Consider the following 23,760-nt stretch of genomic DNA (forward strand, 5'->3'; position numbering starts at 1 on the left):
GCACAGGAAGGGTTGAGCCCTCTGCATCGTGGCATGGGGGCAGCCCGGCACCCCCCAAATGGAGGGGGCGGGCCAGCCCTAGTCCTGTGCCCTGAGCACCCGCGCGGGGCGCGCCGAGATGGGCCCCCAGGCAAAGGCGAGCCCGGCCAGAAGGCTGATCGTCGCCCCGCCCGCGACGACCAGCACCGCCGGGCCCCAGGCGATTTCGAAGCCGGTTTCCATCACGTAGTGGCTGACGGCCCAGCCGCCGGCAAGGCCCGCGCCGAGGGCCACCAGCCCCGCCGCCATGCCGAGAAGGCCCGAGCGCAGGGCAAGCCCGGAGAGGATGCGCGCGCGGGTGGCACCGAGGGTCTTCAGGATTGCCGCCTCGTAACTGCGCGCGCGCTGGTCGGCGGCGGCCGCGCCGATGAGCACGAGGAAACCGGTCAGCAGCGTGGCCGCCGCGCCCCAGGCCGTGGCCGCGGCCAGCCCCGCCAGAAGGTCCGAGACCCGGTCGATGGCGTCGCCCACCCGGATTGCGGTGACGTTCGGGAACATGTCCGTCACATCGCGAAGGATCGCGCCCGCGGCCCCGTCATCGGCGTAGACCGTGGCGATGAAGCTGTGCGGGGCGCCTTCCAGCGCGGCGGGGTTCATGGCCATGATGAAGCCCATCGAGGCGGTCGAGAAATCGACCTCGCGCAGGCTGGTCAGCTCCGCGGTGATGTCACGGCCCAGGATGTTCACGGTGATCTCGTCGCCAAGGGCAAGCCCCATCTCGCGCGCCTCCTCGGCGGCGAAGCTGACCTGTGGATGCCCGGCATATCCCGGCCCCCACCAGTCGCCCGCCACGATCCGGGTGGTTTCGGGCTTGGTGCCGGCGTAGGTCACGCCCCTGTCGCCTTGCAGGACCCAGTGGTCGCCGGCGACCTCGCGCGCGGCCCGGCCGTTGATCTGCGTGATGATCCCGCGCAGCATCGGCGCGCTTTCGATCCGGCTGACGGCCGGGTCGCCTTGCAGCCGGTCGCGGAAGCCGTCCATCTGGTTCTTCTGCAGGTCGAGGAAGAAGAACGTCGGCGCCTTTTCGGGCAAATCAGCCGCGATGGCGCGGCGCAGGTTGCCGTCGATCTGGCCCACGGCCGCCAGCACCGAAAGCCCCAGTCCCAGCGACAGCACGGCCGGTGCCGTCGCGTTGCCCGGCCCGCCGATCGCCGCCAGCGCCCACGCCAGCGCGGGGCGGCGGCGCGACAGCGGGCGCAGGGCGCGCGACACCCGGCGCACGGCGGTGGCGGCCAGCGCCAGCAGAACCAGCGCACCGGCGATCCCGCCCGCCGTCCAGAGCGTGAGGGCAAGGTTGCCCGAGAACCAGACCGCCAGCGCCAGCAGGGCCGCGACAAGCGCGAAGGTGAGCGCCCGCCAGGGCCAACGCGGCACGCCGGGAACGCCGGCCATCGCATCGCGGAACAGCGCGGCGGCGCGGACGTCCTGCGCGCGCGCCAACGGCCAGAGCGTGGAGATCAGCACCGCGAGCGTGCCGTAGGCCGCGGCCTCGGCCAGCGGGCCGGGGTGGAGCGCGAAGCGCGCGGGCACGGGCAGCCGCGCCTCGATCAGCGGTGCGAGCACGACGGGCAGCGCGCCGCCCAGCGCCAGACCGGCCGTCAGCCCGGCAAGGCCCATGATGCCGGTCTGGATGAAATAGGTGGCGAAAACCGTGCCGCGCCCGGCGCCCAGCGTGCGCAGGGTGGCGATCACCTCGGTCTTGGCGGCGAGATACGCGCGCACGGCCGCGAAGATGCCGACACCGCCCACCGCGAGCCCGGACAACCCGACGAGCACGAGGAAGGACCCCAGCCGGTCCACGAACTCGGCCACCCCGGGCGCGCCGTTGCGCGCGTCGCGCCAGCGCATGCCGCTGTCGCGGAACCGGTCCTCGGCGGCGCGCTGCAATGCGCCGAGGTCCGTGCCCTCTGGCAGTTCAAGCCTGTATTTCGTCGAGAACAGCGTGCCGGGCGCCAGCAGGCCTGAGCCGTCAAGCGCCTTCGTCCGCACGATCGTGCGTGGCCCCAGCCCGAAACCGCCCGCCGCGTCGTCGGGTTCGTGGCGCAGCTCGGCCGTCAGCCGGAAGGACTGCTCGCCAAGGCGGAAGGTTTCGCCGACCTCGAGCGCCAGCCGCTCGACCAGCGCCGGGTCCATCACGGCGCCGGGCAGGTCGTCCCGGCCGGCCAGGGCCGTGTCCAGCGGCATGTCCGGGTCCAGCCGGACCCTGCCCAGCAGGGGATAGGCGTCATCGACGGCCTTCACCTGCGTCAGCCCGCGCGCGTCGTCGCCGGCCACCGCCATGGAGCGGAACTCGACCACCTCGGAGACCCTGTTGGCGGTCTCCTCCATCCATGCCCGTTCCGCGGCCTCGGCGAAGCGGTAGGTGAAGGTCAGTTCGGCGTCACCGCCCAGCAGCGCCGCGCCCTCGGCGGCAAGCCCGCGCGCGATGCTTTCGCGCACCGTGCCCACGGCGGCGATGGCCGCCACGCCCAGGATCACGCAGCCAAGGAAGATGCCGAAGCCCCGCAGGCCGCCCCGCAACTCGCGGCCGGCCAGACGGGCGGCCAGGGGCAGTTTCATTCCGCGGCCTCCGCGCCTTTGGCCAGCCGCCCGTCGTGCAGTTCCACCACGCGGTCGCAACGGGCGGCGAGATCGGGCGCGTGGGTCACCAGAACGAGGGTCGAGCCGTGGCGCCGGCGCAGGTCGAACAGAAGGTCGATGATCGTGGCCCCGGTCGCGCTGTCGAGGTTGCCGGTGGGTTCATCGGCCAGCACGAGGTCGGGGCGCGGCGCCGCGGCGCGCGCCAGCGCCACCCGCTGCTGTTCGCCGCCCGACAGCTGCGACGGGTAATGCGCGGCCCGTGCCGCAAGCCCCACCGCGTCGAGCTCCGCCGCCGCCCGGTCGAAGGCATCGCGGTGGCCGGCCAGCTCCAGCGGCGTGGCCACGTTTTCCAGCGCGGTCATGGTGGGGATCAGGTGGAAGGACTGGAAAACAACCCCGATGTGGTCCCGCCGCAGCCGCGCGAGCGAATCCTCGTCCATCTCTCCAAGGTCATGGCCCAGCACCTGCACCGTGCCGCCGGTGGCGCGCTCCAGTCCGCCCATCAGCATCAGCGCCGAGGACTTGCCCGAGCCCGACGGCCCGACAAGGCCCAGCGTCTCGCCCCGGTGGACATCGAGGGTGATCCCGTTAAGTATCTCGACGCGGCCGGCGTTGCCGTCGAGCGCCAGCGCGGCGCGGTCCATGGAAAGAAGGGGGCTCGTCATGTTTTGGCGCCTGATCGCAATGGGTTGGTCAGCATATGGGCCCGCCCTGCTGCGCGGCAAGGTGGCCGCGGCGTTTCTTTTGCTGGCCGCGCCGCTCTGGGCGGGGCCGGTGACGGTGGTGGCGCTGGGCGACAGCCTCACGCAGGGCTACGGCCTCCCGCGCGAAGAGGGCTTCGTGCCGCGGCTTCAGGGCTGGCTCGACGACCGCGGGGTCGAGGCGAAGATCGTCAATGCCGGCGTGTCGGGCGACACGACCGCCGGCGGTGCCGCCCGCGTGGACTGGAGCCTGACCGATGAGGTCGACGCGATGATCGTTGCACTGGGCGGCAACGACATGTTGCGCGGCATCGACCCGGCGGTCAGCCGCGCCAACCTGCGCGAGATCCTGCAGGCCGGCCGCGATCACGGCGTTGCCATGCTGCTTGTGGGCATGGAGGCGCCGGGCAACTACGGGGCCGACTACAAGGCGGCCTTCGACGCGATGTACCCGGAACTGGCGGACCGGTTCGGTACACTTTACCACGAGAATTTCTTCAAGGGCCTGCCGACGGACGAGCCGCGGGCGATGCAGGCGTTTTTCCAGCCCGACGGCATTCACCCGAACGCGCGGGGCGTGGCGCGCATCGTCGCGGCGATGGGGCCGAAGGTGCGCGCCCTGATCGAACGGGCCCGCGCGCCGGAATGAAAAAAGGGGCCCACGTCGGGGCCCCTTCCGGTCATCGCTTGCGCGGCCGGTCAGGCCAGCGCGATGTTCGCTGCCGAGGAACGACCATCGCGGCCGGATTCGACGTCGAAGGTGACCTTCTGGTTGTCGGCGAGGCCGGTCAGACCCGCACGCTCGACGGCCGAGATGTGCACGAACACGTCCTTGCCGCCGTCCTCGGGCGCGATGAAGCCGTAGCCCTTCGTTGCGTTGAACCATTTCACGGTGCCAGTAGCCATCCGCTTTCTCCTTACGTTGTTTCGCTGCCCGCGGAATTGCGGCAGCCCGGCGCTGTCTAGATCGAGGTACTGTGCCGGTCGTAACGGAGCAGATGGTCGATAGTGTAACGTCGCACTGCCTATATGCGGACGCGGCAGGGGTTATGCAAGAAAATTCCGTGGCCGCCCTGTCAGATCACCGTGACCTTGGTGCCGATGGGCACCCGTTCGTACAGGTCGCGGACGTGGTCGTTGAGCATCCGGATGCAGCCGTTGGATACCGACCGGCCGATGGTTTCCGGCGCGTTGGTGCCGTGGATGCGGAAATAGGTGTCCACCCCGTTCTGGAACAGGTAGAGCGCGCGGGCGCCAAGCGGGTTGTCGGGCCCGCCCGGCTGGACGTAGTCGTTGCCCTTGAACCTCGCATATTCTTCCGGCGCGCGCGCGATCATTTCGTCGGTGGGCCGCCAGGTGGGCCATTTCTTCTTGACCTGGATCGTCGCGGTCCCGGTGAACTGCAGCCCGGCGCGGCCCACGCCCACGCCGTAGCGGATCGCGCGGCCCGGTGCGGTGACGAAATACAGGAAATGCGCCCGCGGCACGACCAGAAGCTCACCCTGCCCGAAGCGCGCGCTCATGCCCACGTTCCGGGGGCGGAACTTCGGTTCGAGCTCGAAGCCCCGTGCCGGGGCAGCGGCCCCCAGCGCCGCGGCGGCAAGCGTGCAGGTCAGGAATCGGCGGCGGTCGATCATGCGGTGTCTCTCCTGCATGGCGCGCGATCACCTTGCCACCGGGGCGGGCGAATGCAAGCCGGACCCGGCGGTCACAGTGCGGCCCAGTCGCGGAACCGGGCGGGGCGTTGCCGCCGCGGCGGCGCGGCGTGGGCCGGGCGCGGGGCGAGCGGGTTCTGGTGTTGCGATGGCATGGCGGTCTCCTTTCCTCCTTGCCATCGAGATGGGGCGCCACGCCCGCCGCTGCCAAGGGGGCTGAAACCCTTGTGAGCGGACGTGAAAGGGCCGCTGCGCTACTGCGCCCCGCGGTCGAGCGCCTGCATCCAGCCGTTTTCCCACGACAGGTGATCGGCGGTGGACGGCGGATACGGGTTGGCGGTGAAGGGTTCGCCCTGAAGCCGGGCGACGAACCCCTGGTCGTAGCTCGCCGCGCGCGGGTCCATGCCGGCGGGCTGCGGGGTGCGGGCGCGCAGGTGCTCGGCGAATTCCGGGTAGCCGGTGAGAACCGACCAGTCCACGCCCTCGGGGTGGTCGCGCAGCGCGCTCTGCCCGCGCCCGGTCAGGTGCCAAGCGCCGTCGTCGCCGCGCTCCAGCAGCCGGGCGACCTCGAGCTCGCGCAGGCGGTCGGCCAGAAGATCGCGCCGCTCGGCCCCTGTCAGCGCCGGGGGCTCGCCCGCGCGGGCGAACAGCGCGTCCAGCCGCGCCGCGCAGCCGTCGAGCGTGACCGGGCCGTCCTGCGCCGCATGCAGGATCAGCGCCATCAGGCTGGGGGTGCTGAGCAGGGGATAGTCGTTCTCGAACATCGCTGGCCCTCGGCTGCCGGTGGCCCGAGGCTAGGCGGCCCGCGCCGCGGGGTAAAGGGCCGGGGGTGGCATGGTTGGCGGGTCAGCCGATCCGGCGGCGTGTCGTGGCGGGGGCGCCAGCCGCACGGGGTAGGGTGGGCAATCTTGCCACCCGTGCGTGGTGAGGGGTGGTGGGCAGGATTGCCCATCCTACGGTTGGTTGTGGATCAGACGTGTTGCCAAGATTCTGTAATCAAGCGCGAAAAACTCTGTTCGCCTTCTTGATGGCGCTTCATCACATATAGCAAGCGCTGACCGTATTCTTCGCTTTTTGGGCTCATGTTCCGGTCCACAGACCAGTATCCGAGCGCCTTACCAAATGACTCTTTCGATCTTTTGTGATGCAGCTCGTTAAGCTGGTCATTTGTCATCCCTTGGTTTTGTAGATAAACCAACGCTTCATGTATATCTCGAGATTTCATTAAGTTCACCTCGCGAACTTCTTGTACTTCATCCGCGTGGGCTCCAGCGCATCCGGCCCGAGCCGGCGTTTCTTGTCCTCCTCGTAGTCCTCGAAGTTGCCCTCGAACCACTCGACGTGGGCGTCGCCCTCGAAGGCGAGCATATGGGTGCAGATCCGGTCGAGGAAGAACCGGTCGTGGCTGATGACCACGGCGCAGCCGGCGAAGGTCTCCAGCGCGTCCTCGAGCGCGCGCAGCGTTTCCACGTCGAGGTCGTTGGTGGGCTCGTCCAGCAGCAGCACGTTGCCGCCCGATTTCAGCAGCCTGGCCATGTGGACGCGGTTGCGTTCGCCCCCCGACAGCAGGTTGACCTTCTTCTGCTGGTCGCCGCCCTTGAAGTTGAAGGCCGAGCAGTAGGCGCGGCTGTTCACCTCGGCGTCGCCCAGCTTGATGATGTCGTTGCCACCCGAGATCACCTCCCACACGGTCTTGTCGTCGGGCAGGGCATCGCGCGTCTGGTCGACGTAGCTGAGATCGACCGTTTCGCCGAACTCGATGGTGCCCGCGTCGGGGTCCTCCTGCCCGGTGAGCATGCGGAACAGCGTCGTCTTGCCCGCGCCGTTGGGGCCGATCACGCCCACGATGCCGCCCGGCGGCAGCGAGAACGACAGGTCCTCGATCAGCAGCTTGTCGCCCTTGTGCTTCTTAAGCCCCTCGACCTCGATCACCTTAGACCCCAGCCGCGGCCCGTTGGGGATGACGATCTGGGCGCGGCCGACCTTCTCGCGCTCGGACTGGTTGGCCAGTTCCTCGTAGGCCTTGATGCGGGCCTTCTGCTTGGCCTGCCGGGCCTTCTGGCCCTGGCGCATCCATTCCAGTTCGCGTTCCAGCGTCTTCTGGCGCGACTTGTCCTCGCGCGCCTCCTGCTCCAGCCGCTTGGCCTTCTGTTCCAGCCAGCTGGAATAGTTGCCCTCGTAGGGAATGCCGCGGCCGCGGTCGAGCTCGAGGATCCAGCCGGTGATGTCGTCGAGGAAGTACCGGTCGTGCGTGACGATCAGGATCGTGCCCTTGTAGTCGATCAGGTGCTGTTGCAGCCAGGCGATCGTCTCGGCATCCAGGTGGTTGGTCGGTTCGTCGAGCAGCAGCATGTCGGGCGCCTCGAGCAGCAGGCGGCACAGCGCGACGCGGCGCTTTTCCCCGCCCGACAGCTGGTCGACCTGCGCATCGTCCGGCGGGCAACGCAGCGCTTCCATGCTGACGTCCACCTGCGCGTCGAGATCCCAGAGGTTGGCGCTGTCGATCTCGTCCTGCAGCGCCGTCATCTCGGCCATCAGCTCGTCCGAGTAGTCCTCGGCGATCTTCATGGCGATCTCGTTGAAGCGGTCGACCTTGGCCTGCTTTTCGGCCACGCCCTGCATGACGTTGCCGCGCACGTCGAGCGCGGGGTCAAGCTCGGGCTCCTGCGGCAGGTAACCCACCTTGGCGCCGGCGGCCGCCCAGGCCTCGCCGGTGAAATCCGTGTCGAGGCCGGCCATGATCTTCATCAGCGTGGACTTGCCCGCGCCGTTCGGCCCCACCACGCCGATCTTCACGCCCGGCAGGAAGCTGAGATTGATGTTCTCGAAGCATTTCTTGCCGCCCGGGTAGGTCTTCGAGACGCCCTGCATGTGATAGACGTACTGATAGGATGCCATTCTTGCCGCTCCAGAGGATGTTCATAGCCTGCCGGCCCTGATATAGGCGCGCGCGGTCAGGGGCAATGGGGCCCGGGCCGCGCGGTCCGCGCGGGCGGCTGGCCAGGTGCCGCCGCAGCCGGCTGGACGGGCCGTCGCCATGCAAAGGGAGGTCGCCGCGCGTGCCGCAGTATTCCTTGCCGCTGACCCGGCCGGGCATGTCCGTCGGGGTTCTCGGCGGGTCGTTCGATCCGCCGCACGCCGGTCATGTCCACATCACGCGCGAGGCGCTCAAGCGTTTCTGCCTCGACCGGGCCTGGTGGCTGGTCAGCCCCGGCAACCCGCTGAAATCGCGGGGCCCTGCGCCGCTGGCGCGCCGGATGGCGGCCGCCCGCGCGCTGATGGACCATCCCCGCGTGGCCGTCACCGATTTCGAGGCGCAGGCCGGCACGCGGTTCACCGCCGAAACCCTGACCGCACTCACCGCCGCGCGGCCCGGGGTGCGCTTCGTCTGGCTGATGGGGGCCGACAACCTGGCGCAGCTCGACCGCTGGCAGGACTGGCAGACCATCCTCGAGACCGTGCCGGTGGGCGTGCTGGCACGGCCGGGCGCCCGCATCTCGGCGCGCGCGTCGCGGGCCGCACGCATCTATTCGGGCGCGCGGCTGCCGGCGGCGCAAAGCCGGAAGCTGCCGCTGTGCCGCGCGCCGGCGTGGTGCTTCGTGAACGTCCCCATGGTCGCGATCTCCTCGACCCGGCTGCGGCGCGAAGGCCGCTGGGACACAGAGGGGCGAATTTGATCGCCACGCGGCGGGATTCGCATTGTCTGGGCGCCGATCGTGCGGTTTACTCTCGCCATGACGAAAGCCTTTTCCAGACGGTTTTTTCTGGCTGGCAGCCTGTCGGGGCTGGCGGCCGCGGCGCAGGCCGGTGCGCCGGCCGTCTCGTTGCGGCCGCAGGTGCGTCCGGCCGGAATCGGGGGCCGCGCGGCGCCGGGGGCGGGCCTGCTCATCCGCGGCGCGCGCCTTGGCGGGCGCGTGGCCTACGCGGTGGCCGATGTTCGCGATGGCGCGCTGCTCGAGGAAATGGCCGGCGACGCCGCGCAGCCGCCGGCAAGCGTGACGAAGGCCGTGACCGCGCTTTATGCGCTTGACGCGCTGGGCGCGAGCTACCGGTTCAAGACGCGACTGATCGCGACAGGGCCGGTGGAAAACGGCGTGCTGCGCGGTGACCTCGTGCTGGCCGGTGGCGGGGATCCGACGCTCGATACCGACGCGCTGGCCGACATGGCGGCGCGGCTGAAGAAGGCGGGCGTGCGCGAGGTGCGCGGCGACTTCAAGGTCTGGGGCGGGGCGCTGCCGTTCGAGCCGATGATCGATGCCGAGCAGCCGGAGCACGTTGGCTACAACCCCACGGTCTCGGGGCTGAACCTCAACTACAACCGCGTGCATTTCCAGTGGCGCCGCGGTGATGGCGGCTACCGCGTGACCATCGACGCGCGCTCTCGCAAGTACCGCCCCGAGGTGCGCGTGTCCCGCATGTCCGTCGCCGATCGGAACTACCCGGTCTACACTTACAGCGACGGCGGCGACCACGACAGCTGGACGGTGGCGCGCGGTGCGCTGGGTCAGGGCGGGGCACGCTGGCTGCCCGTGCGCAAGCCCGATGTCTATGCCGGCGAGGTCTTTGTCACGTTCGCGCGTGCCCACGGGATCGCGCTTGACAGTATCCGCCCGACGCGGCGCGCGCCGCAGGGCAAGGCGCTTGTCATCCGCAAGAGCCAGCCGCTGCGCGATATCCTGCACGGCATGCTGAAATATTCCAACAACCTCACGGCCGAACTGGTGGGCATCACGGCCACGCAGGCGCGCGCCGGGCAGGCCGGATCGCTGCGTGCCTCGGCGCGGGCGATGTCGCGCTGGGCGGCCGAGGAGCTGGGCATGACCGATGCCCGCCTGCTCGATCATTCGGGCCTGGGCGAGGATTCGCGCCTGTCCGCCCGGTCCATGGCGCTGGCGCTGGTGCGGGCGCACCGGTCCGGCACGTTGCGCCCGATCCTCAAGGACATCCCGATGCGCGACAAGAACGGCCGGGTCGACAAGGGCCATCCCGTCAAGGTCGAGGCCAAGACCGGGACATTGTATTTCGTCAGTTCGCTCGCGGGATACATGACAGCGGAGGACGGGCGCGTCATGGCCTTCGCGATCTTCGCGGCTGACACCGACCGGCGGTCGCGGATCGACCGCGACGCGCGCGGCCGGCCGCCCGGTGCCCGCGGATGGAACCGCCGCGCGAAGGATCTGCAACAGGCGCTCATCGAGCGATGGAACATGGTTTACGGCAGCTGACCGGCGCGGCGCTTGCCATGCGCCCCCGCCGGCCCGGCCGCGGTGCGCGTCACTCGCTGTCGAGCAACACCGCCTCGACCCGGCGGTTGGCATCACGGCCCGCCTGCGTGAGGTTGGGCGCCACCGGTGCCAGGTAGGCCACGCCCTGGGCGTCGAGCTGGGCGCGCGGCACGTCGTGGGCGGCAACGAGCCGTTCCAGAACGGCGGCGGCCCGGCGCTGCGAAAGCTCGGTGTTGGCCTCCAGCCTGCCCACCGAATCGGTGTGCCCGACCAGGGCGACACGCCGATCGGGATTGTTGCGCAGGTAGTTCGCCAACGCCTCGAGCGATTCGAACGGCCCGTCCCCGAGCGCCGTGGCCCCGGTGCCGAAATCGAGGTCCGACAGGATGACGTGCCCGGTCTCCTCGAGCGCGCGCGCGACGGCCGTCTCCGTCGCATCGGGCGCGGGTGCCACCCCTGCGGGCGCGACGGGCAGGGGCTCGGCCGTTTCCGGTCCGACATGGACAAGCTGGACGTAGCCGGTGTTGCCCGACCGGCTGACCAGCAGCGTGACATATTCGGCCTGTTCGCCCGTGCCGCGGCGCGCCGACAGGAACCGGAAATCGAACAGGTCGACGAACATCTCGGGCGCCGAGATCACCTGCACCCCGAACCGGAAGTCGAAGCCGCCGCAGCCCGCGTCCTGGCATTCGAACACCACAGAGAACCCCATCTCGTCCAGCTGATCGCGCAAGGGGCGCAGGATCTGCAGCGTTGTCATGCCGTCCCCGTCGATTCGCCAGGCCTGCCGCACGACCGCGCCCTCGACCGTGCGGGTCGGCAGCGTGCCGTCGGAAAAGGCGCCGGTGGGCAACGGATAACTGTCCGGACCGGTCACGATCTGGCGGGTCAGCGTGGCTTCGCCGGGCATCTGCAGTTCCATGGCGGCTGCGGGCAGGGCTGCCATGCCGGCCAGAAGCAGGGCCGCGGCGAACCGCAGCCCGCGCATCTCAGCGCGCCTGCGCGTGATACTCATCGTTGGGCTGCATCCCCGTGGCGCTGGCCACCCGGTTGGTCATGTTGAAGAACCCCGCGACATTGGCGATATCCCAGATGTCGCGGTCGCTGAAGCCGACGTGGCGCAGCGCCTCGCGGTCGATCTCCTCGATCCTGGCGCTTTCCACGGTCACCTTTTCCGCGAAAGCCAGCATCGCGCGCTCCCGCGAATCGAGATCCGCCACGCGCCAGTTCATGACCATCGCTTCGCCCAGCTCGGGCCGTCCCGACAGCGCGCGCACCGCTGCACCGTGGGCGACCTGGCAGTACCAGCAGCGGTTGATCGACGAGACGACGACGGCGATCATCTCGCGTTCGAGCTTGCTCAGCCCGCTGTCGGCCAGCATCAGGTCGTTGTACATTGCCGTGAAAGCGTTCAGCTTGTCGATATCGAAGGCATAGGCCTTCAGAACGTTCGGCACGAGGCCCAGCTTTTCCTCGCAGATGTCGAAATACGTCCGGGTCTCGTCGGGCAGCGGGTCCGTCATGGGAAGGTCGAGGGCGGTTGTCCGCTCGGTGTCGCGCATCGTGCTGTCCTTCATGGCTTTTGCCGGTAGTGGTAGTGTTCCACAATGCCCATGCCGAGGGAAGAGTAGAGCGCACGGGCGGCCGCGTTGTCCCGCGTGCAGGCGGCGGCGAGACGCGTGGCGCCGTGCTCCTGCGCCCAGATCGCGGCCTGCCGAATGGCATACCCGCCCATGCCCTTGCGACGGCTGCGCGGCGTGACCTCGAGCGCATGGACCACGGCGACATCTTGATGGATCGCGACGAACCCCGCGCAGGCCGGGCTGTCGTCGATCCGGCCCAGTATCCCCGTTTTCGGGTGGGGGGCGCGTGCCATCACCGCGCGGCGCGCCGCGCCGATGCCGCCCGCCTCCCAGATGTCGACCATGACCGCCAGGGGTTCCCAGATGGTGAAGGCGGTGACGGGCGGCGGCTTCCGCGCGGCGAGATCCGCCACCGGCGCGGCATGAACATCCACAGCGTCGACCACCGCATGGCCCGCGCCGGCCAGCAGGGCGTCGAGCGCCGTCTCGCCCGCGCGCACCATGAACAGCGGCCGCTGCCCGAGGTCCCGCATCGCGGCCTCTGCCGCAGGCAGGTCGGCGGCGGTGACCGGGCCTTCGGCCGTTGCGGCCGACACGCGTTGCCCCCCGCCCGCGCCGTCGCGGATGGTCCAGGGGCCGAGGCGGCGCTGTGACGCAGGCGGCCATGTCGCCGCCATCGCCGCAAGGAACCGGCCCGGCGCGGGCGTCATGTGCCGAACATTGCGGCGAGTTCGGCCATCGCCGCCTCCACCCGTGCGCCGTCGGTGCCGCGCACCACCACGTTGGAGCCGAACGCCCCGTCCTTCTGGTAGGGGTAGGAGCCGAACGACAGGTCCGGGTAGCGGTCCGCCAGATCGGCCAGCGGCCCGGCGATATCGCCCTCGCCACGTTCGATCCGCAACGATTGCGACAGCAGCGGCGCCCCCCCGGTGAGTTGCGGCAGAACGCTGGCGACCATCGCCTCGAAGATCGCCGGGACGCCCGCCATGACGTGCACGTTCTCCAGCGTGAACCCGGGGGCGGCGCTGACCGGGTTGTCGATCAGCGTGGCGCCTTCGGGGATTCGCGCCATGCGCAGCCGGGCCTCGTTCAACTCGGTGCCCATGCGGTCGTAGTGGGCCTGCAGCCGTGCGAGGGCGTCCTCGCGCACGTCGATCGGCCGGCCCAGCGCGCGGGCCACGCAATCGGCGGTGATGTCGTCGTGCGTCGGTCCGATGCCGCCGGAGGTGAACAGCCAGTCGTGCGCGCCCGACAGGGTACGCACTGCCCTTTCGATGGCATCGGCGTCGTCCGGGACGACGCGCGCCTCGCGCAGGTCGATGCCGGCCTTGGTCAGTTCGCCGGCGAGGTAATGCATGTTGCCCTCGCGGGTGCGGCCCGAAAGGATCTCGTCGCCGATGACCAGCATCGCGGCGGTCGGGTTGGGCATGGCCGGGCCTCCTTGAACATCCGTCGCGGTCGGGTATAGGCCCCGGCGCATGCGCTTTCAAACCCCTCTGGTGCCGGGGCGGCTGATCTGCCGCTACAAACGCTTCCTCGCCGACGTGCGGCTCGACGACGGGCGCGAGGTGACGGCGCATTGCGCCAACCCGGGCTCGATGATGGGTCTGGCCGAGCCGGGCACGCGCGTCTGGCTGGAACCCAACGACGACCCGCGCAAGAAGCTGAAATTCGGCCTGCGCCTGGTGGAGCATGACACCGGCCATTTCACCGGTGTCGACACCGGGCTGGCCAACCGGGTTGTGCGCGAAGCGCTGGACGCCGGCGGGGTGCCCGCGCTGGCGGGTTACGACACGGTGCGCCCCGAACAGCGGTATGGCGAGAAGAGCCGGGTCGATTTCCTGCTGTCCGGGGGCGGGCGGCCCGACGCCTATGTCGAGGTGAAATCGGTCACCCTTTCCCGCCACGCCGGGCTGGCCGAATTCCCCGATGCCGTGACCGCCCGCGGCGCGCGGCACCTGGACGACCTGGCCGCCATGGCCGCGCAGGGGCACCGGGCGGTGATGCTGTTCCTTGTCCAGCGCACCGACGCATGCGCCGTGACACTGGCGGCCGACATCGACCCCGGCTATGCTGCGGCCTTCGCGCATGCCCGGGCGTGCGGCGTGGAACCGCTGGCGCTGGGCACCCGCATCGACACGGCGGGGATCTGCCCCGGCGTGCCGCTGCCGCTGCGCGTGGCCGGGCCGGAGGGGTGACGGCGCCTCTGGCCCTTGCGGGCGCTTTCGCCTAAATAGGGCGCATGATCCTGAAACGAGGCGGCCAATTGAAAGACGAGCACCCCGGACGCGTGACCCGTGACGGCATCCGAATCCACGCGGCGGAGGATTTCGCCGGCATGCACCGCGCCGGCCGGCTGGCGGCGACGATCCTCGACGAGATCGCCGAGCACGTCTTCCCCGGCCAGACCACGGGCGAGATCGACCGGCTGATCGAGGAAAGGATCGAGGCCGCCGGGGCGCAATCGGCCACCATCGGGTACCGCGGCTACCGGCACGCAAGCTGCATCAGCGTCAACCACGTGGTCTGCCACGGCATCCCCGGAGACAAGAAACTGCGGGATGGCGACATCCTGAATATCGACGTCACCGTGATCGTGGACGGCTGGTTCGGCGACACCAGCCGGATGTACGTGGCCGGCAAGCACAGCCGCAAGGCCGAACGCCTGATCCAGGTGACCCACGACGCGCTGATGACCGGGATCGAGGCGGTCAAGCCGGGCAACACCTTCGGTGACATCGGCCATGCCATCCAGACCCATGTCGAGGGTCACAGGATGTCGGTGGTGCGCGATTTCTGCGGGCACGGGCTCGGCCGCGTGTTCCACGCCCCGCCCAACGTGCTGCACTACGGTCGCCCCGGCAGTGGCGCGCGGCTCGAGGAGGGCATGTTCTTCACCATCGAACCGATGGTGAACCTCGGCCGCCCGGAAACCAAGGTGCTGTCGGACGACTGGACGGCGGTGACGCGCGACAAGTCGCTGTCGGCCCAGTTCGAACACTCGGTCGGCGTGACCGCCGACGGGGTCGAGATCTTCACGCTTTCCCCCGCCGGGCGGTTCCACCCGACCTACGGCTGAGGCGCCGAGCCCCGCGCGGGCACCGCCGCGCGGTAGAGGTGCCAGGTGGCATGGCCCAGCACGGGCAGCACCACGATCAGGCCCAGGAAGAACGGCAGGGTGCCCAGCGCCATCAGGGCCGCGACCACGAGGCCCCAGCAGGCGACAGAGACCGGGTTTTTCCGCGCCACCTTGACCGACGTGGCCACCGCCACCGGCAGCCCGGCACGCCGGTCGATGAGCATCGGGAAGGACGTCAGGCTCATCACCAGCACGATGACCGCGAAGACGAAGCCCACGGCGAGCCCCGCGACGATCAGCGTCCAGCCCGCGGGCGTGGTCAGAACGTCGCTGGCAAAGGCCATCGCCGAGGCCGGGGGTTGCGGACCCAGAGTGGCGGCGTAGATCGCATAGGCCGCGAACATCCACAGCATGAAGAGCACCAGAAGGTAGATCCCCAGCACGAGCACCGGGCCGATCACATGCGCGCGCAGCGCCGACAGGGCCGCGCCCCAGCCGATGGCCTCGCCGGCCTCGCGCCTGCGGCTCATCTCGTAAAGGCCCACGCCCACCACCGGCCCGAGCAGGGCGAAACCCGCGGCCAGGGGGAACAGCAGCGGCACCAGCGCGCGGTCGAAGGCGATCACCGCCAGGCAGATGCCGATCACGGGATAGATCGCCACCAGGAACATCACGTCGCTGCGGAAGTGCATGAAATCGTCGTAGCCCTTGCGCAGGGCCTCACGGATGTCGCCGATGCCGATGCGCGTCACCTCGGGCGGGGTGGCCTCGTGGCTGCCAATGGCTTCGGCGGCGTCACCCAGGCTGCGGCCGGTGCCGAACACCGCGCCCGCGGCCCAACTCAGCGGGTTTCCGATTGTCTTGACCATTGTATCCTCCTGCTGTCACGCAAGCGTGGCCCGGGCTTGCGGCACAGAGGACTGCGCCCGGCGGCCCGGGGCAGGTTGCGGTATTGTCGTGGCCGAGTGTAACAGTTCCCCGGGCCGGGTGTTTTCACGATTCCTTGCACGATCACGGGATCGCCGAGAGGCGCCACCCTTGCGCTGCCGCCGACGCGGGCATAGAGCGGGCGCGGCGCTGTTAGGCGGTGCGCGGCTGCGCCGCGCGCAGGGTGTCTCGGACGCGGGCGTTGGCCCGCGACCTCGGGCCGCGCGCGGCGAGTGTCGCGCCCCGGCGGAGACCGGTGTTCGGGCCGGGCTTTCGGAGTGCCTCCGGCGGGAGTATTTGGACCAAGGTGAAGGGCCGGCACGGTTTTACGGGCCGTGGCGGCGAAGGGGGAGCCCATGAGGATCGCGACGGCCGCCTACCCGATGGAGCCCCTGACGCGCTGGGGTGATTACGCCGCGAAGATCGGCGCGTGGGTCGCGGACGCGGCCGGGCAAGGCGCGGACCTTCTCGTCTTTCCCGAGTACGGGGCGATGGAACTGGCGATGCTGGCCGGGGCCGATGCCGCCGGCGACCTGGAGGCCGCCGCACGGGCGGTTTCGGCGCGCATGGCCGATGCGGACGCCCTGCACGCCGAACTGGCGGCCCGGCACGGCGTGCACATCCTGTCGGCTTCCGGTCCGGTGTTCGATCCGGCCCAGGGCGCGTTCGCCGTGAACCGGGCAGGGTTTTTCGCCCCCGGCGGCGGCCGGGGACATCAGGACAAGCAGATCATGACCCCCTTCGAACGTGACGAATGGGGCATCGCCCCGGGCGGGGCCTTGCGGCTGTTCGACACCGCGCTGGGCCGCATCGGCGTGCTGATCTGTTATGACGCCGAGTTCCCGCTGCTGGGGCGGGCACTGGTGGAGGCGGGGGCCGAGATCATCCTCGTGCCGTCGTGCACCGAGGCGTTGGCGGGCTACTGGCGGGTGCGCGTCGGCGCGATGGCGCGCGCGCTGGAGGGACAGTGCGTGACGGTGATGGCGTCGACGGTGGGCGACGCGGCGTGGTGCCCGGCGGTGGACGAGAATACCGGCACCGGCGGCGTGTTCGGGCCGCCCGATACCGGGTTCCCGCCGACGGGCGTGCTTGCGGCGGGTAACCTGAACCGGCCGGGCTGGTGCATGGCAGAGGTGGACGCGGCCGCGGTGGCCCGCGTGCGCGCCGAGGGCGGGGTGCGCGGCTGCGCGCACTGGGCAGAGCAATCGGGGCGCGACACGCAGGTCACACATTGCCCCTTGCAGTAAACGGGGCCTTGAAAAAAACAGAGAATAAGCCCATTTAGGGCGCCATTCCGCCCCCGGGGCGGTGTCACCAACGCAGGAGAGACCATGGCCAAGGAAGATACGCTCGAATTTCCCGGTGTCGTGAAGGAGCTCCTGCCGAACGCGACATTTCGGGTCGAGCTCGAGAACGGCCATGAAATCATCGCGCACACGGCAGGCAAGATGCGCAAGAACCGAATCAGGGTTCTGGCAGGCGACAAGGTGCAGGTCGAGATGACGCCCTACGACCTGACCAAGGGCCGCATCAACTATCGCTTCAAGTAACCGTCGCGGCAGTGTCGCGATGCGGCTGATCCTCGGATCGGGCAGCCCGCGCCGGCGGGAGTTGCTGGCGCAGATCGGCGTGGTGCCCGACGACATACGCCCCCCCGACATCGACGAGACGCCAGGCCGGGGCGAGACGCCGCGGCCGTATTGTGTCCGCATGGCGCGCGAGAAGGCGCGCGCGGTGGACGCCGGCGAGAACGCGGTCGTGCTCTCGGCCGATACCACCGTCGCGCTGGGCCGCCGGATCATGGGAAAACCTGCCGACGCGGCCGAGGCCGAGACGTTCCTGCGCGCCATGTCGGGACGGCGACACCGCGTGCACACTGCCGTCGCCGTGCGCCGCGGCGCCCGGCTCTGGCAGCGCGACGTGACAACCGCCGTGCGGATGAAACGCCTCGACGAGGCGGAACTGGCTGCCTACCTTGCCACCGGCGACTGGCAGGGCAAGGCGGGCGGCTATGCCATCCAGGGCCCCGCCGGCGCGCTGATCCCCTGGGTGCAGGGATCGTTCACCGCCGTCGTGGGGCTGCCGCTGTGCGAGACTGCCGGACTGTTGAAGGCGGCGGGGTACCCGGTTCTCGGGGCGGGGCCATGAAGGGGCGGTTGATCGCGCTCGATGCGCTGGGCGGGGCCGAGGCGGCCGCGCTTGTGGTTGACGGGCGGCTGGAGGATCTCTTTCTCGACGCCGAGGACCGGCCGCGCCCCGGTGCGATCTTCCGCGCCATCGCGGATCGGCCGGTGAAGGGGCAGGGCGGCATGTTCCTGCGCACGCCCGACGGCCCGGCCTTCTTGCGCCGGGTCAAGGGGCTGGCGCCGGGGCATGCGGTGCTCGTGCAGGTGTCCGGCCACGCGGAGCCGGGCAAGGCGATCCCCGTGACCGACCGGCTGTTGTTCAAGAGCCGCTACGCCATCATCACGCCGGGGGCGCCGGGCGTGAACGTCTCGCGCGCGATCCGCGACGAGACCGAGCGCGACCGCCTGCTGGAGATCGCGCATGGTGCGTTTGACCCGGCGGCGCGCGAAGACATGGGCCTGATCCTGCGATCGGCCTGCGCGGGCGGCGACACGGAGGGGATCACCGGCGACATTCGCGCGATGGCGGAACTGTCGGGCGCCGTGCTGGGCGACGCCGAAGGCGAAAGTCCCGAGAAACTGACCGAGGGCGACGGACCACACGAGCTGGCCTGGCGCGAATGGACAGCCCCGGCAGAGGTCGATGGCGAAACGGGCGCCTTCGCACGCCACGGCGTGCTCGATGCGCTCGAGGCGCTGGGGCAGCCTGTCGTGTCGCTGGGCGCGGGCGCGAGCATGGCGGTCGAGCCGACGCGTGCGTTGGTGGCCGTGGACGTGAACACCGGCGGCGATACCTCGCCGGCCGCGGGCATGAAGGCCAACCTCGCTGCCGCGAAGGCGCTGCCGCGTGAACTGCGCCTGCGCGGCCTGGCCGGGCAGGTGACCATCGACACCGCGCCGATGCCCAAGAAGGACCGGCGCCGCTTCGAGGAGGCGCTGCGCGGCGCGCTGCGCACCGACGGGGTGGAAACCGCCCTTGCGGGCTGGACGCCGCTGGGCCATTTCGAACTGCACAGGAAACGCGACAGGATCGCGCTATGTGAGGTGATGCCGCGATGAAATGCCCCGTTTGCGAACATCCTGCTGCTGACCGCTACCGACCGTTCTGTTCGCGCCGCTGCGCGGACGTGGACCTGGCGAAGTGGCTGAACGGCGGGTACGCCGTGCCGTCGACCGACCCGGAGGACACCGAGGCGGCGCTGGAAGCTCTGCTGGCCCGCGACGAGACGCCCGAGTGGCCGAACTGAAAATTTCCGCCGACCCTCTGGACACCCTGCGCGCCCTCGCCTAGAACGCGCGCACCCGAACGCCAGCGCGTTCCCCGTGCCCGGGTAGCTCAGGGGTAGAGCAGTGGATTGAAAATCCTCGTGTCGGTGGTTCGATTCCGCCCCCGGGCACCACTTAAATATTTGAAAGAAAAGAATAATTTTACAGGCCGCTGAGTTGACTCCTGGTGCAAGCCCATGTTGGGCAACGCCGGGGCAACAGATTTTCTTTGATCGAGACCTCACGTGTTTGTGATCATTTTATTGGCGTCATTCTTGGTCGTCGGGCATGGTCGGCGTCAGGCGCTGAATATAGGCATGGATTTGGTCTTCGCGCCACCGGACGCAGCCCGGCGACAAATACAGCGGCGGCGGAAACCGAGGGTCGCGCTTTTGCATACGGTACAGCGTGGCTCGCGACACGCTTAGCAAGTCGGCCGTTTCCTTGAGGTTCATGAGTCTTGGCATCTGGGACATGGTAGGCTCCTTTTCTGCTCAGAGTTTACCATGCCGCAATGGGACACGGCATCGACTGTCTGGCCCTTTCCTTCAGTAAAATGTGGATAAGCAGCAGGTTATGGTCCCCCTGGTAACGATTTCCATCACGGAAAGCGCGTTAACCGCTGTTATCTCTTCATTCGCGGGCATCACTCTTCGGACAAGGGGTTTCCTCAGTATGCCAGCTCGTCATATGGCGTTTCCGGGCCGGCGCTTGTTTTGATGCTTTCGGCCGGCCGGCTCGCTGATCAGGCACGCATTGAACTCTTCGGTGATGCCGCCGGAGGATTCTTACAAAAGCCATGAGGTACCTGGTGCTTGGCCAGAGGGCCTCAGTCAAAAGGAGACGGCGTTTCATCCCCGGGTTCACTGCGGCCCAATTCGTTGACTGTCCATCTCCCACCGAGATCATCAACAATCGACCTCGCCAGTTCGAGATCTTCGTCTTCTATCGCCTCGATCTGGGCAGAGCGCACCCGAAGACGTGGCTTTCGGTGTTCGTCGATCAACAGGATGTCGCCGTCGCGGTTTCGAGAGGCGCGCAAGCCCTGTTTCGCCTCCGGCCGCGGCTGCGCGATCACAGACAGAAAATGGATCAAGTTAAGCTCGGGCTGACTGTCTGATTCAGCAACTCGATCAGCGCGTTTACCCTGCTCTCCAACTTCCCTTGTGACGCTTCGCGCTCCTTTACGACCTGTATCAAGTCCTTCATCTGCTGATCGCGGGTTTGCTGGGCCGCCTCCAGCGCTTCCAAGCGGTTGGTCAATTGAGCCATCGCTTCGTGTGCTTTCGAAAGATCCGATGTGGTCTGCGTCTGAAGGGCCTGAATGCCCCTGAGGAACTGAAAAAGTTGCTCGATCAGCTTTTGTGACCGGTCCGGAATCTGTTCGAGATCGTCCACGACCGGAACTAGCCTGTGTACCAGCGTTTCCAGCTCCTGCGTCATCCGATACAGGTTTTCCAGTGCGTCTTGCATCTCCGGTTGATCTATATTTGCTTCGGATGGCGGCTTGCTCATTTGCGTGTCTCCATTTTGTTAGTTGGTCGATATGCTTGGGTTCTGCAGCGGCGAAGATTTGCGAAAGCGCTAGGCCGTGTTCCCGTTCTTGAAGAGCACGGAGAAAAGAAAGCCTCAGTATCAAGCCACGGAAGCCAAATTGCCGACCGACATCCCTGCCTTTCACGCGGCAGGTTCGCGTCATTCGGGAGAGGCGCGTTTCTTCAATAATGTCCGTGCGATAAACTACGCCGATCGGACCTCCGGGGTGATAGCGCTTTTCGACATCGATACCTTCTTGCGAACATTTCTCGCAGAATGCCTGCCAGGATACGGGTCGATGATCATTCAGAATATTATTAAGCGCAGGGCCGATTTTGCGAATTGCACAGGAATGATGATCATCGTTCTGCCATGCGCGCCCTGAAATTGGTGCTTGTAATTTTACGGGAGCTTTGGGTCCATCGGGAAATGGAACTGGCAAGCCAGCTCTCCGTGCGGCTTCATTCTGAAGACCATATCGGTCAGACGGGATCCTTGGATAAAGGCGGCGTCCATTAATCGAAAATGGGCTGAACATGAGGTGAATGTGGTCCATCTTCTGATCCAGGTGTCGAAATGCGAAATAACAAAGTTGGTGAAGCGGTGCGCCGAGCCGATCTAGAATAAAGGAAAGCGCTCTTTTCCATCTCTTTTTCGTGAGCCGCTGATTTGGTGCCAGCGAAACAGTTGCGTGCAACAACTCCGGATTTTCGCCTGTCGCGTGGCGTGCGTGGTGGTCCCGGAATCTCTGCAGGACATCCCTTGGCCGGTCGATCAAGACGCTGGCGCTGATAAGCTGGCCACCGCGCATCGGATATCTCACAACGCTCTGTGTCAGGGGAACTGGCCGGAGGTCAATCCTCATCCCGCGCCTCCAGCGCCATCACGGCACGCTCGATCCGTCGTGCCGCGCGCAGCACGCGCTTCCGGACCTCGTTGTCGTCAACTTGCTGCACGGCCTCATTCAGCAGTGTGACCAGGTCGTGTCGCAGTCCGGCGTGGCCGTCGGCGCAGTCTCGACCGAACCGGCCGAGCGCCGCGTCGCGCAAAAAGGGCTCGTTCTTCTTGTACCCGCGCCGGACAACCCGGCGTTGAAGCGCCGCGAAGTCGTCTGGTGTAAATCGTACTGCGACTGTCTTTTTCGTCATGATATACCCGCATCGTTGGAATATCATGTAGGACATCTGCCCTGTCCGAAGAAAGCAGTTGTCCACAATTATCGTACTGCAGTCGTCGTTTTCTGCATTTGTAACATTTGCCCTTTTAGTTCGTGCAGGACTTACCCGGGATAAATTGCCGGAAAAGCCTGTATCGTGCGCAGGCTATGAATTGCAGAACTTGTTATGATGTTCATATTTACGACTTTTATGCCCAGCAAATCCAGTCACCGAAAAACACGCGAAACGGGCCGATCTGACTTTTGAAACGGCCACCAACGGCGCAGTCACGAATTGCCACAGCCGCGCGAACCTGCGATGCTGCGCCGCGAATGGGTCGGAAAGGCCAGAGCAGCGAAGGGGGCGGCGCGTGACCGAATTGAATTTCAAGGGCAAGGAGTTCGTCTGGAACCATCATCTGACCGTCCCCTTCCGACCTCTCGAACCTCACCCGGAGAAGGGGATCGGCGAGCCGGCGCTGGACGGCAACCTGATCATTCACGGTGACAACCTGCACGCGCTCAAGGCCCTTCTTCCCACCTATGCCGGCAAGGTGGACTGTGTCTTCATCGACCCGCCCTACAACACCGGCAACGAAGGGTGGTGCTACAACGACAACGTCAACGCCCCCATGATCCGGGAGTGGCTGGAGGCGAACCCGATCGGGATCGAGGACGGTCTGCGCCACGACAAGTGGTGCGCGATGATGTGGCCGCGGCTGCGGCTGCTGCACGATCTGCTCTCAGACGAGGGTACATTGTGGATGACCTTGGACGGGAATGAGGCTCATCGAGCAAAGCTCATGCTGGATGAAATATTCGGTGAGGAATGCCATCTCGGCACCCTTGTGTGGGAAAAGTCGGACAGTCCTCGGATGGACGCCAAGGTATTCTCCACAAGCCACGATTTTCTTATCGCCTTCGCAAAGAGCCCGGATGCAATGATTTTTCAGCGGCTTGAAGCTGAGGAGGAAGACCTGCCCGATCACTACAATCTTAGGTCTGAGGATGGCAGGCCTTATTATCTGAAACCACTCCGCGCGATGGGTGGACAAGGCGATAGCCGTGAGGCTCGGCCCAACTTATATTTTGCGATGACGGACCCCGATGGAAAAGAGGTGTTCCCCATCAGGCAAGATGGTTCGGATGGAGCTTGGCGCTGGAGCCGTACTAAAGTTGAAGCTGAAATCAGCCGGATCGAGTGGCGGCGTGACCGAGGCGATGGAGGATGGGTCCCGTATTTCCGTATCTACGCCGACTCGAGCGGTGGGCGCCCGCCAGGTACCATTTGGTATCATGAAGAGGTCGGAAGCTCGCGAACAGGCAAGGCGCTCATCAAAAGGATTTTTGGTGAAAGTTCGTTCGATACACCAAAACCCATCGGACTAATTGGACGTATCCTTGAAATATCTACTGAGCGCGATTCGATCGTACTCGACTCCTTCTCCGGTTCAGGAACGACAGGGCACGCTGTCCTTGAGGCAAACGCGCGTGACGAGGGGAATCGTCGGTTTCTTCTCGTTGAAATGGAAGACTACGCCGACAAGGTCACGGCCGAACGCATCCGTCGAGTAATTTCAGGTTACCCGTATTCTGGTGTTATCAACACAGAGCTGTACAAAGAGAGGCTCACATGGACGAAACTAAAAAATGCTGAGAAGCTCACAGAACAGGTCGAGAAGATCGAAAATCTCCACCGCCACGAATATGACGCAATCAAGAAGGCGGTGAAGGACGGGGAACTCATCGTCACCCCGGCTTATTCACCGAAATCGGGCTGATGAGGTTGCGTGCGCCCGAAAGTGCCGTAGAATCAGGGTGTTGAAAAAATCCGCCGACAGCCACGGACGCACGCATGGGTGAAACGCTACGGCCGGTCGCGGCCGG

Annotated in this window: 28 protein-coding genes, 1 tRNA gene and 1 pseudogene; 13 read left to right on the top strand and 17 right to left on the bottom strand. The window is 67.3% G+C overall.

Features of this window, described 5'->3' with window-relative positions; genetic code table 11:
- Positions 1-78: 78 nt before the first annotated feature.
- Positions 79-2,598 carry an ABC transporter permease gene (locus CEF10_RS02860; RefSeq protein ID WP_101065912.1) on the bottom strand — a complete coding sequence of 840 codons (2,520 nt, stop codon included), beginning with the start codon at positions 2,596-2,598 and terminating at the stop codon, positions 79-81.
- Positions 2,595-3,284, bottom strand: coding sequence for an ABC transporter ATP-binding protein (locus CEF10_RS02865; RefSeq protein WP_101065914.1), 690 nt, complete (start codon positions 3,282-3,284; stop codon positions 2,595-2,597). The genes CEF10_RS02860 and CEF10_RS02865 overlap by 4 nt, the downstream gene beginning before the upstream one ends.
- On the opposite strand from CEF10_RS02865, the gene CEF10_RS02870 reads away from it, so the two are divergent.
- On the top strand, positions 3,283-3,969 hold the full coding sequence (locus tag CEF10_RS02870) for an arylesterase (protein WP_101065916.1): 687 nt from the start codon (positions 3,283-3,285) through the stop codon (positions 3,967-3,969). The two genes, CEF10_RS02865 and CEF10_RS02870, sit on opposite strands and share 2 nt — an antisense overlap.
- A gap of 50 nt (positions 3,970-4,019) precedes the next feature.
- On the opposite strand, the gene CEF10_RS02875 is transcribed toward CEF10_RS02870, so the two are convergent.
- The 5 genes from CEF10_RS02875 to ettA all read right to left on the bottom strand — a co-directional run bounded on the left by CEF10_RS02875 (position 4,020) and on the right by ettA (position 7,873).
- On the bottom strand, positions 4,020-4,226 hold the full coding sequence (locus tag CEF10_RS02875; RefSeq protein ID WP_101065918.1) for a cold-shock protein: 207 nt from the start codon (positions 4,224-4,226) through the stop codon (positions 4,020-4,022).
- Positions 4,227-4,396: 170 nt separating this feature from the next.
- Positions 4,397-4,957, bottom strand: a complete 561-nt coding sequence (locus CEF10_RS02880; RefSeq protein WP_198586135.1) for a L,D-transpeptidase — start codon at positions 4,955-4,957, stop codon at positions 4,397-4,399.
- Positions 4,958-5,229: 272 nt separating this feature from the next.
- Positions 5,230-5,739, bottom strand: coding sequence for a ribosome modulation factor (locus CEF10_RS02885; RefSeq protein WP_101065920.1), 510 nt, complete (start codon positions 5,737-5,739; stop codon positions 5,230-5,232).
- 206 nt (positions 5,740-5,945) lie between these two features.
- Positions 5,946-6,200 carry a hypothetical protein gene (locus CEF10_RS16815; protein WP_157932945.1) on the bottom strand — a complete coding sequence of 85 codons (255 nt, stop codon included), beginning with the start codon at positions 6,198-6,200 and terminating at the stop codon, positions 5,946-5,948.
- Positions 6,201-6,205: 5 nt separating this feature from the next.
- On the bottom strand, positions 6,206-7,873 hold the full coding sequence (gene ettA, locus CEF10_RS02890) for an energy-dependent translational throttle protein EttA (RefSeq protein ID WP_101065922.1): 1,668 nt from the start codon (positions 7,871-7,873) through the stop codon (positions 6,206-6,208).
- A gap of 161 nt (positions 7,874-8,034) precedes the next feature.
- Here ettA and CEF10_RS02895 point away from each other — a divergent pair, with 161 nt between their 5' ends.
- A complete protein-coding gene (locus tag CEF10_RS02895) occupies positions 8,035-8,652 on the top strand; it encodes a nicotinate-nucleotide adenylyltransferase (protein WP_269801310.1) in 618 nt (205 codons plus the stop codon).
- 57 nt (positions 8,653-8,709) lie between these two features.
- Complete coding sequence (dacB, locus tag CEF10_RS02900; RefSeq protein WP_101065927.1) at positions 8,710-10,200, top strand: D-alanyl-D-alanine carboxypeptidase/D-alanyl-D-alanine endopeptidase; 1,491 nt, start codon at positions 8,710-8,712, stop codon at positions 10,198-10,200.
- Between the two features lie 49 nt (positions 10,201-10,249).
- Here dacB and CEF10_RS02905 read toward each other — a convergent pair whose 3' ends face one another.
- From CEF10_RS02905 to CEF10_RS02920, 4 genes are read right to left on the bottom strand one after another with little or no spacing between them, the layout of a single operon-like run.
- Positions 10,250-11,215 (bottom strand): OmpA family protein, encoded by a 966-nt coding sequence (locus CEF10_RS02905; protein WP_232796377.1) that lies wholly within the window; start codon positions 11,213-11,215, stop codon positions 10,250-10,252.
- Complete coding sequence (locus tag CEF10_RS02910; protein WP_408638404.1) at positions 11,190-11,777, bottom strand: peroxidase-related enzyme; 588 nt, start codon at positions 11,775-11,777, stop codon at positions 11,190-11,192. Before CEF10_RS02910 ends, CEF10_RS02905 begins: the two co-directional genes overlap by 26 nt.
- Positions 11,774-12,493 (bottom strand): GNAT family N-acetyltransferase, encoded by a 720-nt coding sequence (locus tag CEF10_RS02915; protein ID WP_101065931.1) that lies wholly within the window; start codon positions 12,491-12,493, stop codon positions 11,774-11,776. The genes CEF10_RS02910 and CEF10_RS02915 overlap by 4 nt, the downstream gene beginning before the upstream one ends.
- Positions 12,490-13,212 (bottom strand): competence/damage-inducible protein A, encoded by a 723-nt coding sequence (locus CEF10_RS02920; protein WP_101065933.1) that lies wholly within the window; start codon positions 13,210-13,212, stop codon positions 12,490-12,492. The genes CEF10_RS02915 and CEF10_RS02920 overlap by 4 nt, the downstream gene beginning before the upstream one ends.
- Positions 13,213-13,261: 49 nt before the next feature.
- Here CEF10_RS02920 and sfsA point away from each other — a divergent pair, with 49 nt between their 5' ends.
- Together sfsA and map are read left to right on the top strand one after the other, a co-directional pair.
- Complete coding sequence (gene sfsA / locus CEF10_RS02925) at positions 13,262-13,981, top strand: DNA/RNA nuclease SfsA (protein ID WP_101065935.1); 720 nt, start codon at positions 13,262-13,264, stop codon at positions 13,979-13,981.
- Between the two features lie 44 nt (positions 13,982-14,025).
- A complete protein-coding gene (map, locus tag CEF10_RS02930; RefSeq protein ID WP_101065938.1) occupies positions 14,026-14,862 on the top strand; it encodes a type I methionyl aminopeptidase in 837 nt (278 codons plus the stop codon).
- On the opposite strand, the gene CEF10_RS02935 is transcribed toward map, so the two are convergent.
- A complete protein-coding gene (locus CEF10_RS02935; RefSeq protein ID WP_101065940.1) occupies positions 14,853-15,731 on the bottom strand; it encodes a DUF2189 domain-containing protein in 879 nt (292 codons plus the stop codon). The two genes, map and CEF10_RS02935, sit on opposite strands and share 10 nt — an antisense overlap.
- Before the next feature lie 414 nt (positions 15,732-16,145).
- Between CEF10_RS02935 and CEF10_RS02940 the strand changes: the two genes are divergently transcribed.
- The 6 genes from CEF10_RS02940 to CEF10_RS02965 all read left to right on the top strand — a co-directional run bounded on the left by CEF10_RS02940 (position 16,146) and on the right by CEF10_RS02965 (position 19,315).
- Positions 16,146-17,036 carry a carbon-nitrogen hydrolase family protein gene (locus CEF10_RS02940; protein ID WP_101065943.1) on the top strand — a complete coding sequence of 297 codons (891 nt, stop codon included), beginning with the start codon at positions 16,146-16,148 and terminating at the stop codon, positions 17,034-17,036.
- A gap of 84 nt (positions 17,037-17,120) precedes the next feature.
- Positions 17,121-17,339 carry a translation initiation factor IF-1 gene (infA, locus tag CEF10_RS02945; RefSeq protein WP_005978431.1) on the top strand — a complete coding sequence of 73 codons (219 nt, stop codon included), beginning with the start codon at positions 17,121-17,123 and terminating at the stop codon, positions 17,337-17,339.
- A gap of 19 nt (positions 17,340-17,358) precedes the next feature.
- Positions 17,359-17,937 (top strand): Maf family protein, encoded by a 579-nt coding sequence (locus tag CEF10_RS02950; protein WP_101065945.1) that lies wholly within the window; start codon positions 17,359-17,361, stop codon positions 17,935-17,937.
- Complete coding sequence (locus CEF10_RS02955) at positions 17,934-18,974, top strand: ribonuclease E/G (RefSeq protein WP_101065947.1); 1,041 nt, start codon at positions 17,934-17,936, stop codon at positions 18,972-18,974. Before CEF10_RS02950 ends, CEF10_RS02955 begins: the two co-directional genes overlap by 4 nt.
- Complete coding sequence (locus tag CEF10_RS02960) at positions 18,971-19,162, top strand: DNA gyrase inhibitor YacG (RefSeq protein WP_101065949.1); 192 nt, start codon at positions 18,971-18,973, stop codon at positions 19,160-19,162. Before CEF10_RS02955 ends, CEF10_RS02960 begins: the two co-directional genes overlap by 4 nt.
- Before the next feature lie 78 nt (positions 19,163-19,240).
- A tRNA-Phe gene (locus tag CEF10_RS02965) sits at positions 19,241-19,315 on the top strand.
- 135 nt (positions 19,316-19,450) lie between these two features.
- Here CEF10_RS02965 and CEF10_RS02970 read toward each other — a convergent pair.
- The 3 genes from CEF10_RS02970 to CEF10_RS02975 all read right to left on the bottom strand — a co-directional run bounded on the left by CEF10_RS02970 (position 19,451) and on the right by CEF10_RS02975 (position 20,696).
- On the bottom strand, positions 19,451-19,636 hold the full coding sequence (locus tag CEF10_RS02970; protein WP_232796378.1) for a helix-turn-helix transcriptional regulator: 186 nt from the start codon (positions 19,634-19,636) through the stop codon (positions 19,451-19,453).
- Between the two features lie 374 nt (positions 19,637-20,010).
- A complete protein-coding gene (locus CEF10_RS16820) occupies positions 20,011-20,277 on the bottom strand; it encodes a hypothetical protein (protein ID WP_157932946.1) in 267 nt (88 codons plus the stop codon).
- Positions 20,274-20,696 carry a hypothetical protein gene (locus tag CEF10_RS02975; protein ID WP_157932947.1) on the bottom strand — a complete coding sequence of 141 codons (423 nt, stop codon included), beginning with the start codon at positions 20,694-20,696 and terminating at the stop codon, positions 20,274-20,276. The genes CEF10_RS16820 and CEF10_RS02975 overlap by 4 nt, the downstream gene beginning before the upstream one ends.
- Positions 20,697-20,784: 88 nt before the next feature.
- Here CEF10_RS02975 and CEF10_RS16825 point away from each other — a divergent pair, with 88 nt between their 5' ends.
- On the top strand, positions 20,785-21,102 hold the full coding sequence (locus CEF10_RS16825) for a hypothetical protein (protein ID WP_157932948.1): 318 nt from the start codon (positions 20,785-20,787) through the stop codon (positions 21,100-21,102).
- Positions 21,103-21,222: 120 nt separating this feature from the next.
- Here the strand turns inward: CEF10_RS16825 and CEF10_RS17460 are convergent.
- Both CEF10_RS17460 and CEF10_RS02980 read right to left on the bottom strand, forming a co-directional pair.
- Positions 21,223-21,582, bottom strand: a pseudogene (locus CEF10_RS17460) (relaxase/mobilization nuclease domain-containing protein); the annotation flags it as partial.
- Complete coding sequence (locus tag CEF10_RS02980; RefSeq protein WP_157932949.1) at positions 21,572-21,865, bottom strand: hypothetical protein; 294 nt, start codon at positions 21,863-21,865, stop codon at positions 21,572-21,574. The gene CEF10_RS02980 and the pseudogene CEF10_RS17460, both read right to left, overlap by 11 nt.
- A gap of 379 nt (positions 21,866-22,244) precedes the next feature.
- Here CEF10_RS02980 and CEF10_RS02985 point away from each other — a divergent pair, with 379 nt between their 5' ends.
- Complete coding sequence (locus CEF10_RS02985) at positions 22,245-23,654, top strand: site-specific DNA-methyltransferase (RefSeq protein WP_157932950.1); 1,410 nt, start codon at positions 22,245-22,247, stop codon at positions 23,652-23,654.
- Positions 23,655-23,760: the final 106 nt, after the last annotated feature.

Origin of the sequence: Roseovarius salinarum (assembly GCF_002834145.1) — a bacterium.
Taxonomy (GTDB): Bacteria; Pseudomonadota; Alphaproteobacteria; order Rhodobacterales; family Rhodobacteraceae; genus Roseovarius; species Roseovarius salinarum.

Coding starts and splice junctions, on each gene's coding strand:
- CEF10_RS02870 (WP_101065916.1), top strand. CDS start 3,283: ATGTTTTGGCGCCTGATCGCAATGGGTTGGTCAGCATATGGGCCCGCC.
- CEF10_RS02875 (WP_101065918.1), bottom strand. CDS start 4,226: ATGGCTACTGGCACCGTGAAATGGTTCAACGCAACGAAGGGCTACGGC.
- CEF10_RS02935 (WP_101065940.1), bottom strand. CDS start 15,731: ATGGTCAAGACAATCGGAAACCCGCTGAGTTGGGCCGCGGGCGCGGTG.
- CEF10_RS02960 (WP_101065949.1), top strand. CDS start 18,971: ATGAAATGCCCCGTTTGCGAACATCCTGCTGCTGACCGCTACCGACCG.
- CEF10_RS02880 (WP_198586135.1), bottom strand. CDS start 4,957: ATGATCGACCGCCGCCGATTCCTGACCTGCACGCTTGCCGCCGCGGCG.
- CEF10_RS02865 (WP_101065914.1), bottom strand. CDS start 3,284: ATGACGAGCCCCCTTCTTTCCATGGACCGCGCCGCGCTGGCGCTCGAC.
- CEF10_RS16815 (WP_157932945.1), bottom strand. CDS start 6,200: ATGAAATCTCGAGATATACATGAAGCGTTGGTTTATCTACAAAACCAA.
- infA (WP_005978431.1), top strand. CDS start 17,121: ATGGCCAAGGAAGATACGCTCGAATTTCCCGGTGTCGTGAAGGAGCTC.
- ettA (WP_101065922.1), bottom strand. CDS start 7,873: ATGGCATCCTATCAGTACGTCTATCACATGCAGGGCGTCTCGAAGACC.
- CEF10_RS02885 (WP_101065920.1), bottom strand. CDS start 5,739: ATGTTCGAGAACGACTATCCCCTGCTCAGCACCCCCAGCCTGATGGCG.
- CEF10_RS02905 (WP_232796377.1), bottom strand. CDS start 11,215: ATGAGTATCACGCGCAGGCGCGCTGAGATGCGCGGGCTGCGGTTCGCC.
- CEF10_RS02940 (WP_101065943.1), top strand. CDS start 16,146: ATGAGGATCGCGACGGCCGCCTACCCGATGGAGCCCCTGACGCGCTGG.
- CEF10_RS02860 (WP_101065912.1), bottom strand. CDS start 2,598: ATGAAACTGCCCCTGGCCGCCCGTCTGGCCGGCCGCGAGTTGCGGGGC.
- CEF10_RS02915 (WP_101065931.1), bottom strand. CDS start 12,493: ATGACGCCCGCGCCGGGCCGGTTCCTTGCGGCGATGGCGGCGACATGG.
- dacB (WP_101065927.1), top strand. CDS start 8,710: ATGACGAAAGCCTTTTCCAGACGGTTTTTTCTGGCTGGCAGCCTGTCG.
- CEF10_RS02920 (WP_101065933.1), bottom strand. CDS start 13,212: ATGCCCAACCCGACCGCCGCGATGCTGGTCATCGGCGACGAGATCCTT.
- CEF10_RS02910 (WP_408638404.1), bottom strand. CDS start 11,777: ATGAAGGACAGCACGATGCGCGACACCGAGCGGACAACCGCCCTCGAC.
- CEF10_RS02950 (WP_101065945.1), top strand. CDS start 17,359: ATGCGGCTGATCCTCGGATCGGGCAGCCCGCGCCGGCGGGAGTTGCTG.
- sfsA (WP_101065935.1), top strand. CDS start 13,262: ATGCGCTTTCAAACCCCTCTGGTGCCGGGGCGGCTGATCTGCCGCTAC.
- CEF10_RS02970 (WP_232796378.1), bottom strand. CDS start 19,636: ATGAACCTCAAGGAAACGGCCGACTTGCTAAGCGTGTCGCGAGCCACG.
- map (WP_101065938.1), top strand. CDS start 14,026: ATGATCCTGAAACGAGGCGGCCAATTGAAAGACGAGCACCCCGGACGC.
- CEF10_RS02980 (WP_157932949.1), bottom strand. CDS start 21,865: ATGACGAAAAAGACAGTCGCAGTACGATTTACACCAGACGACTTCGCG.
- CEF10_RS02955 (WP_101065947.1), top strand. CDS start 17,934: ATGAAGGGGCGGTTGATCGCGCTCGATGCGCTGGGCGGGGCCGAGGCG.
- CEF10_RS02975 (WP_157932947.1), bottom strand. CDS start 20,696: ATGAGCAAGCCGCCATCCGAAGCAAATATAGATCAACCGGAGATGCAA.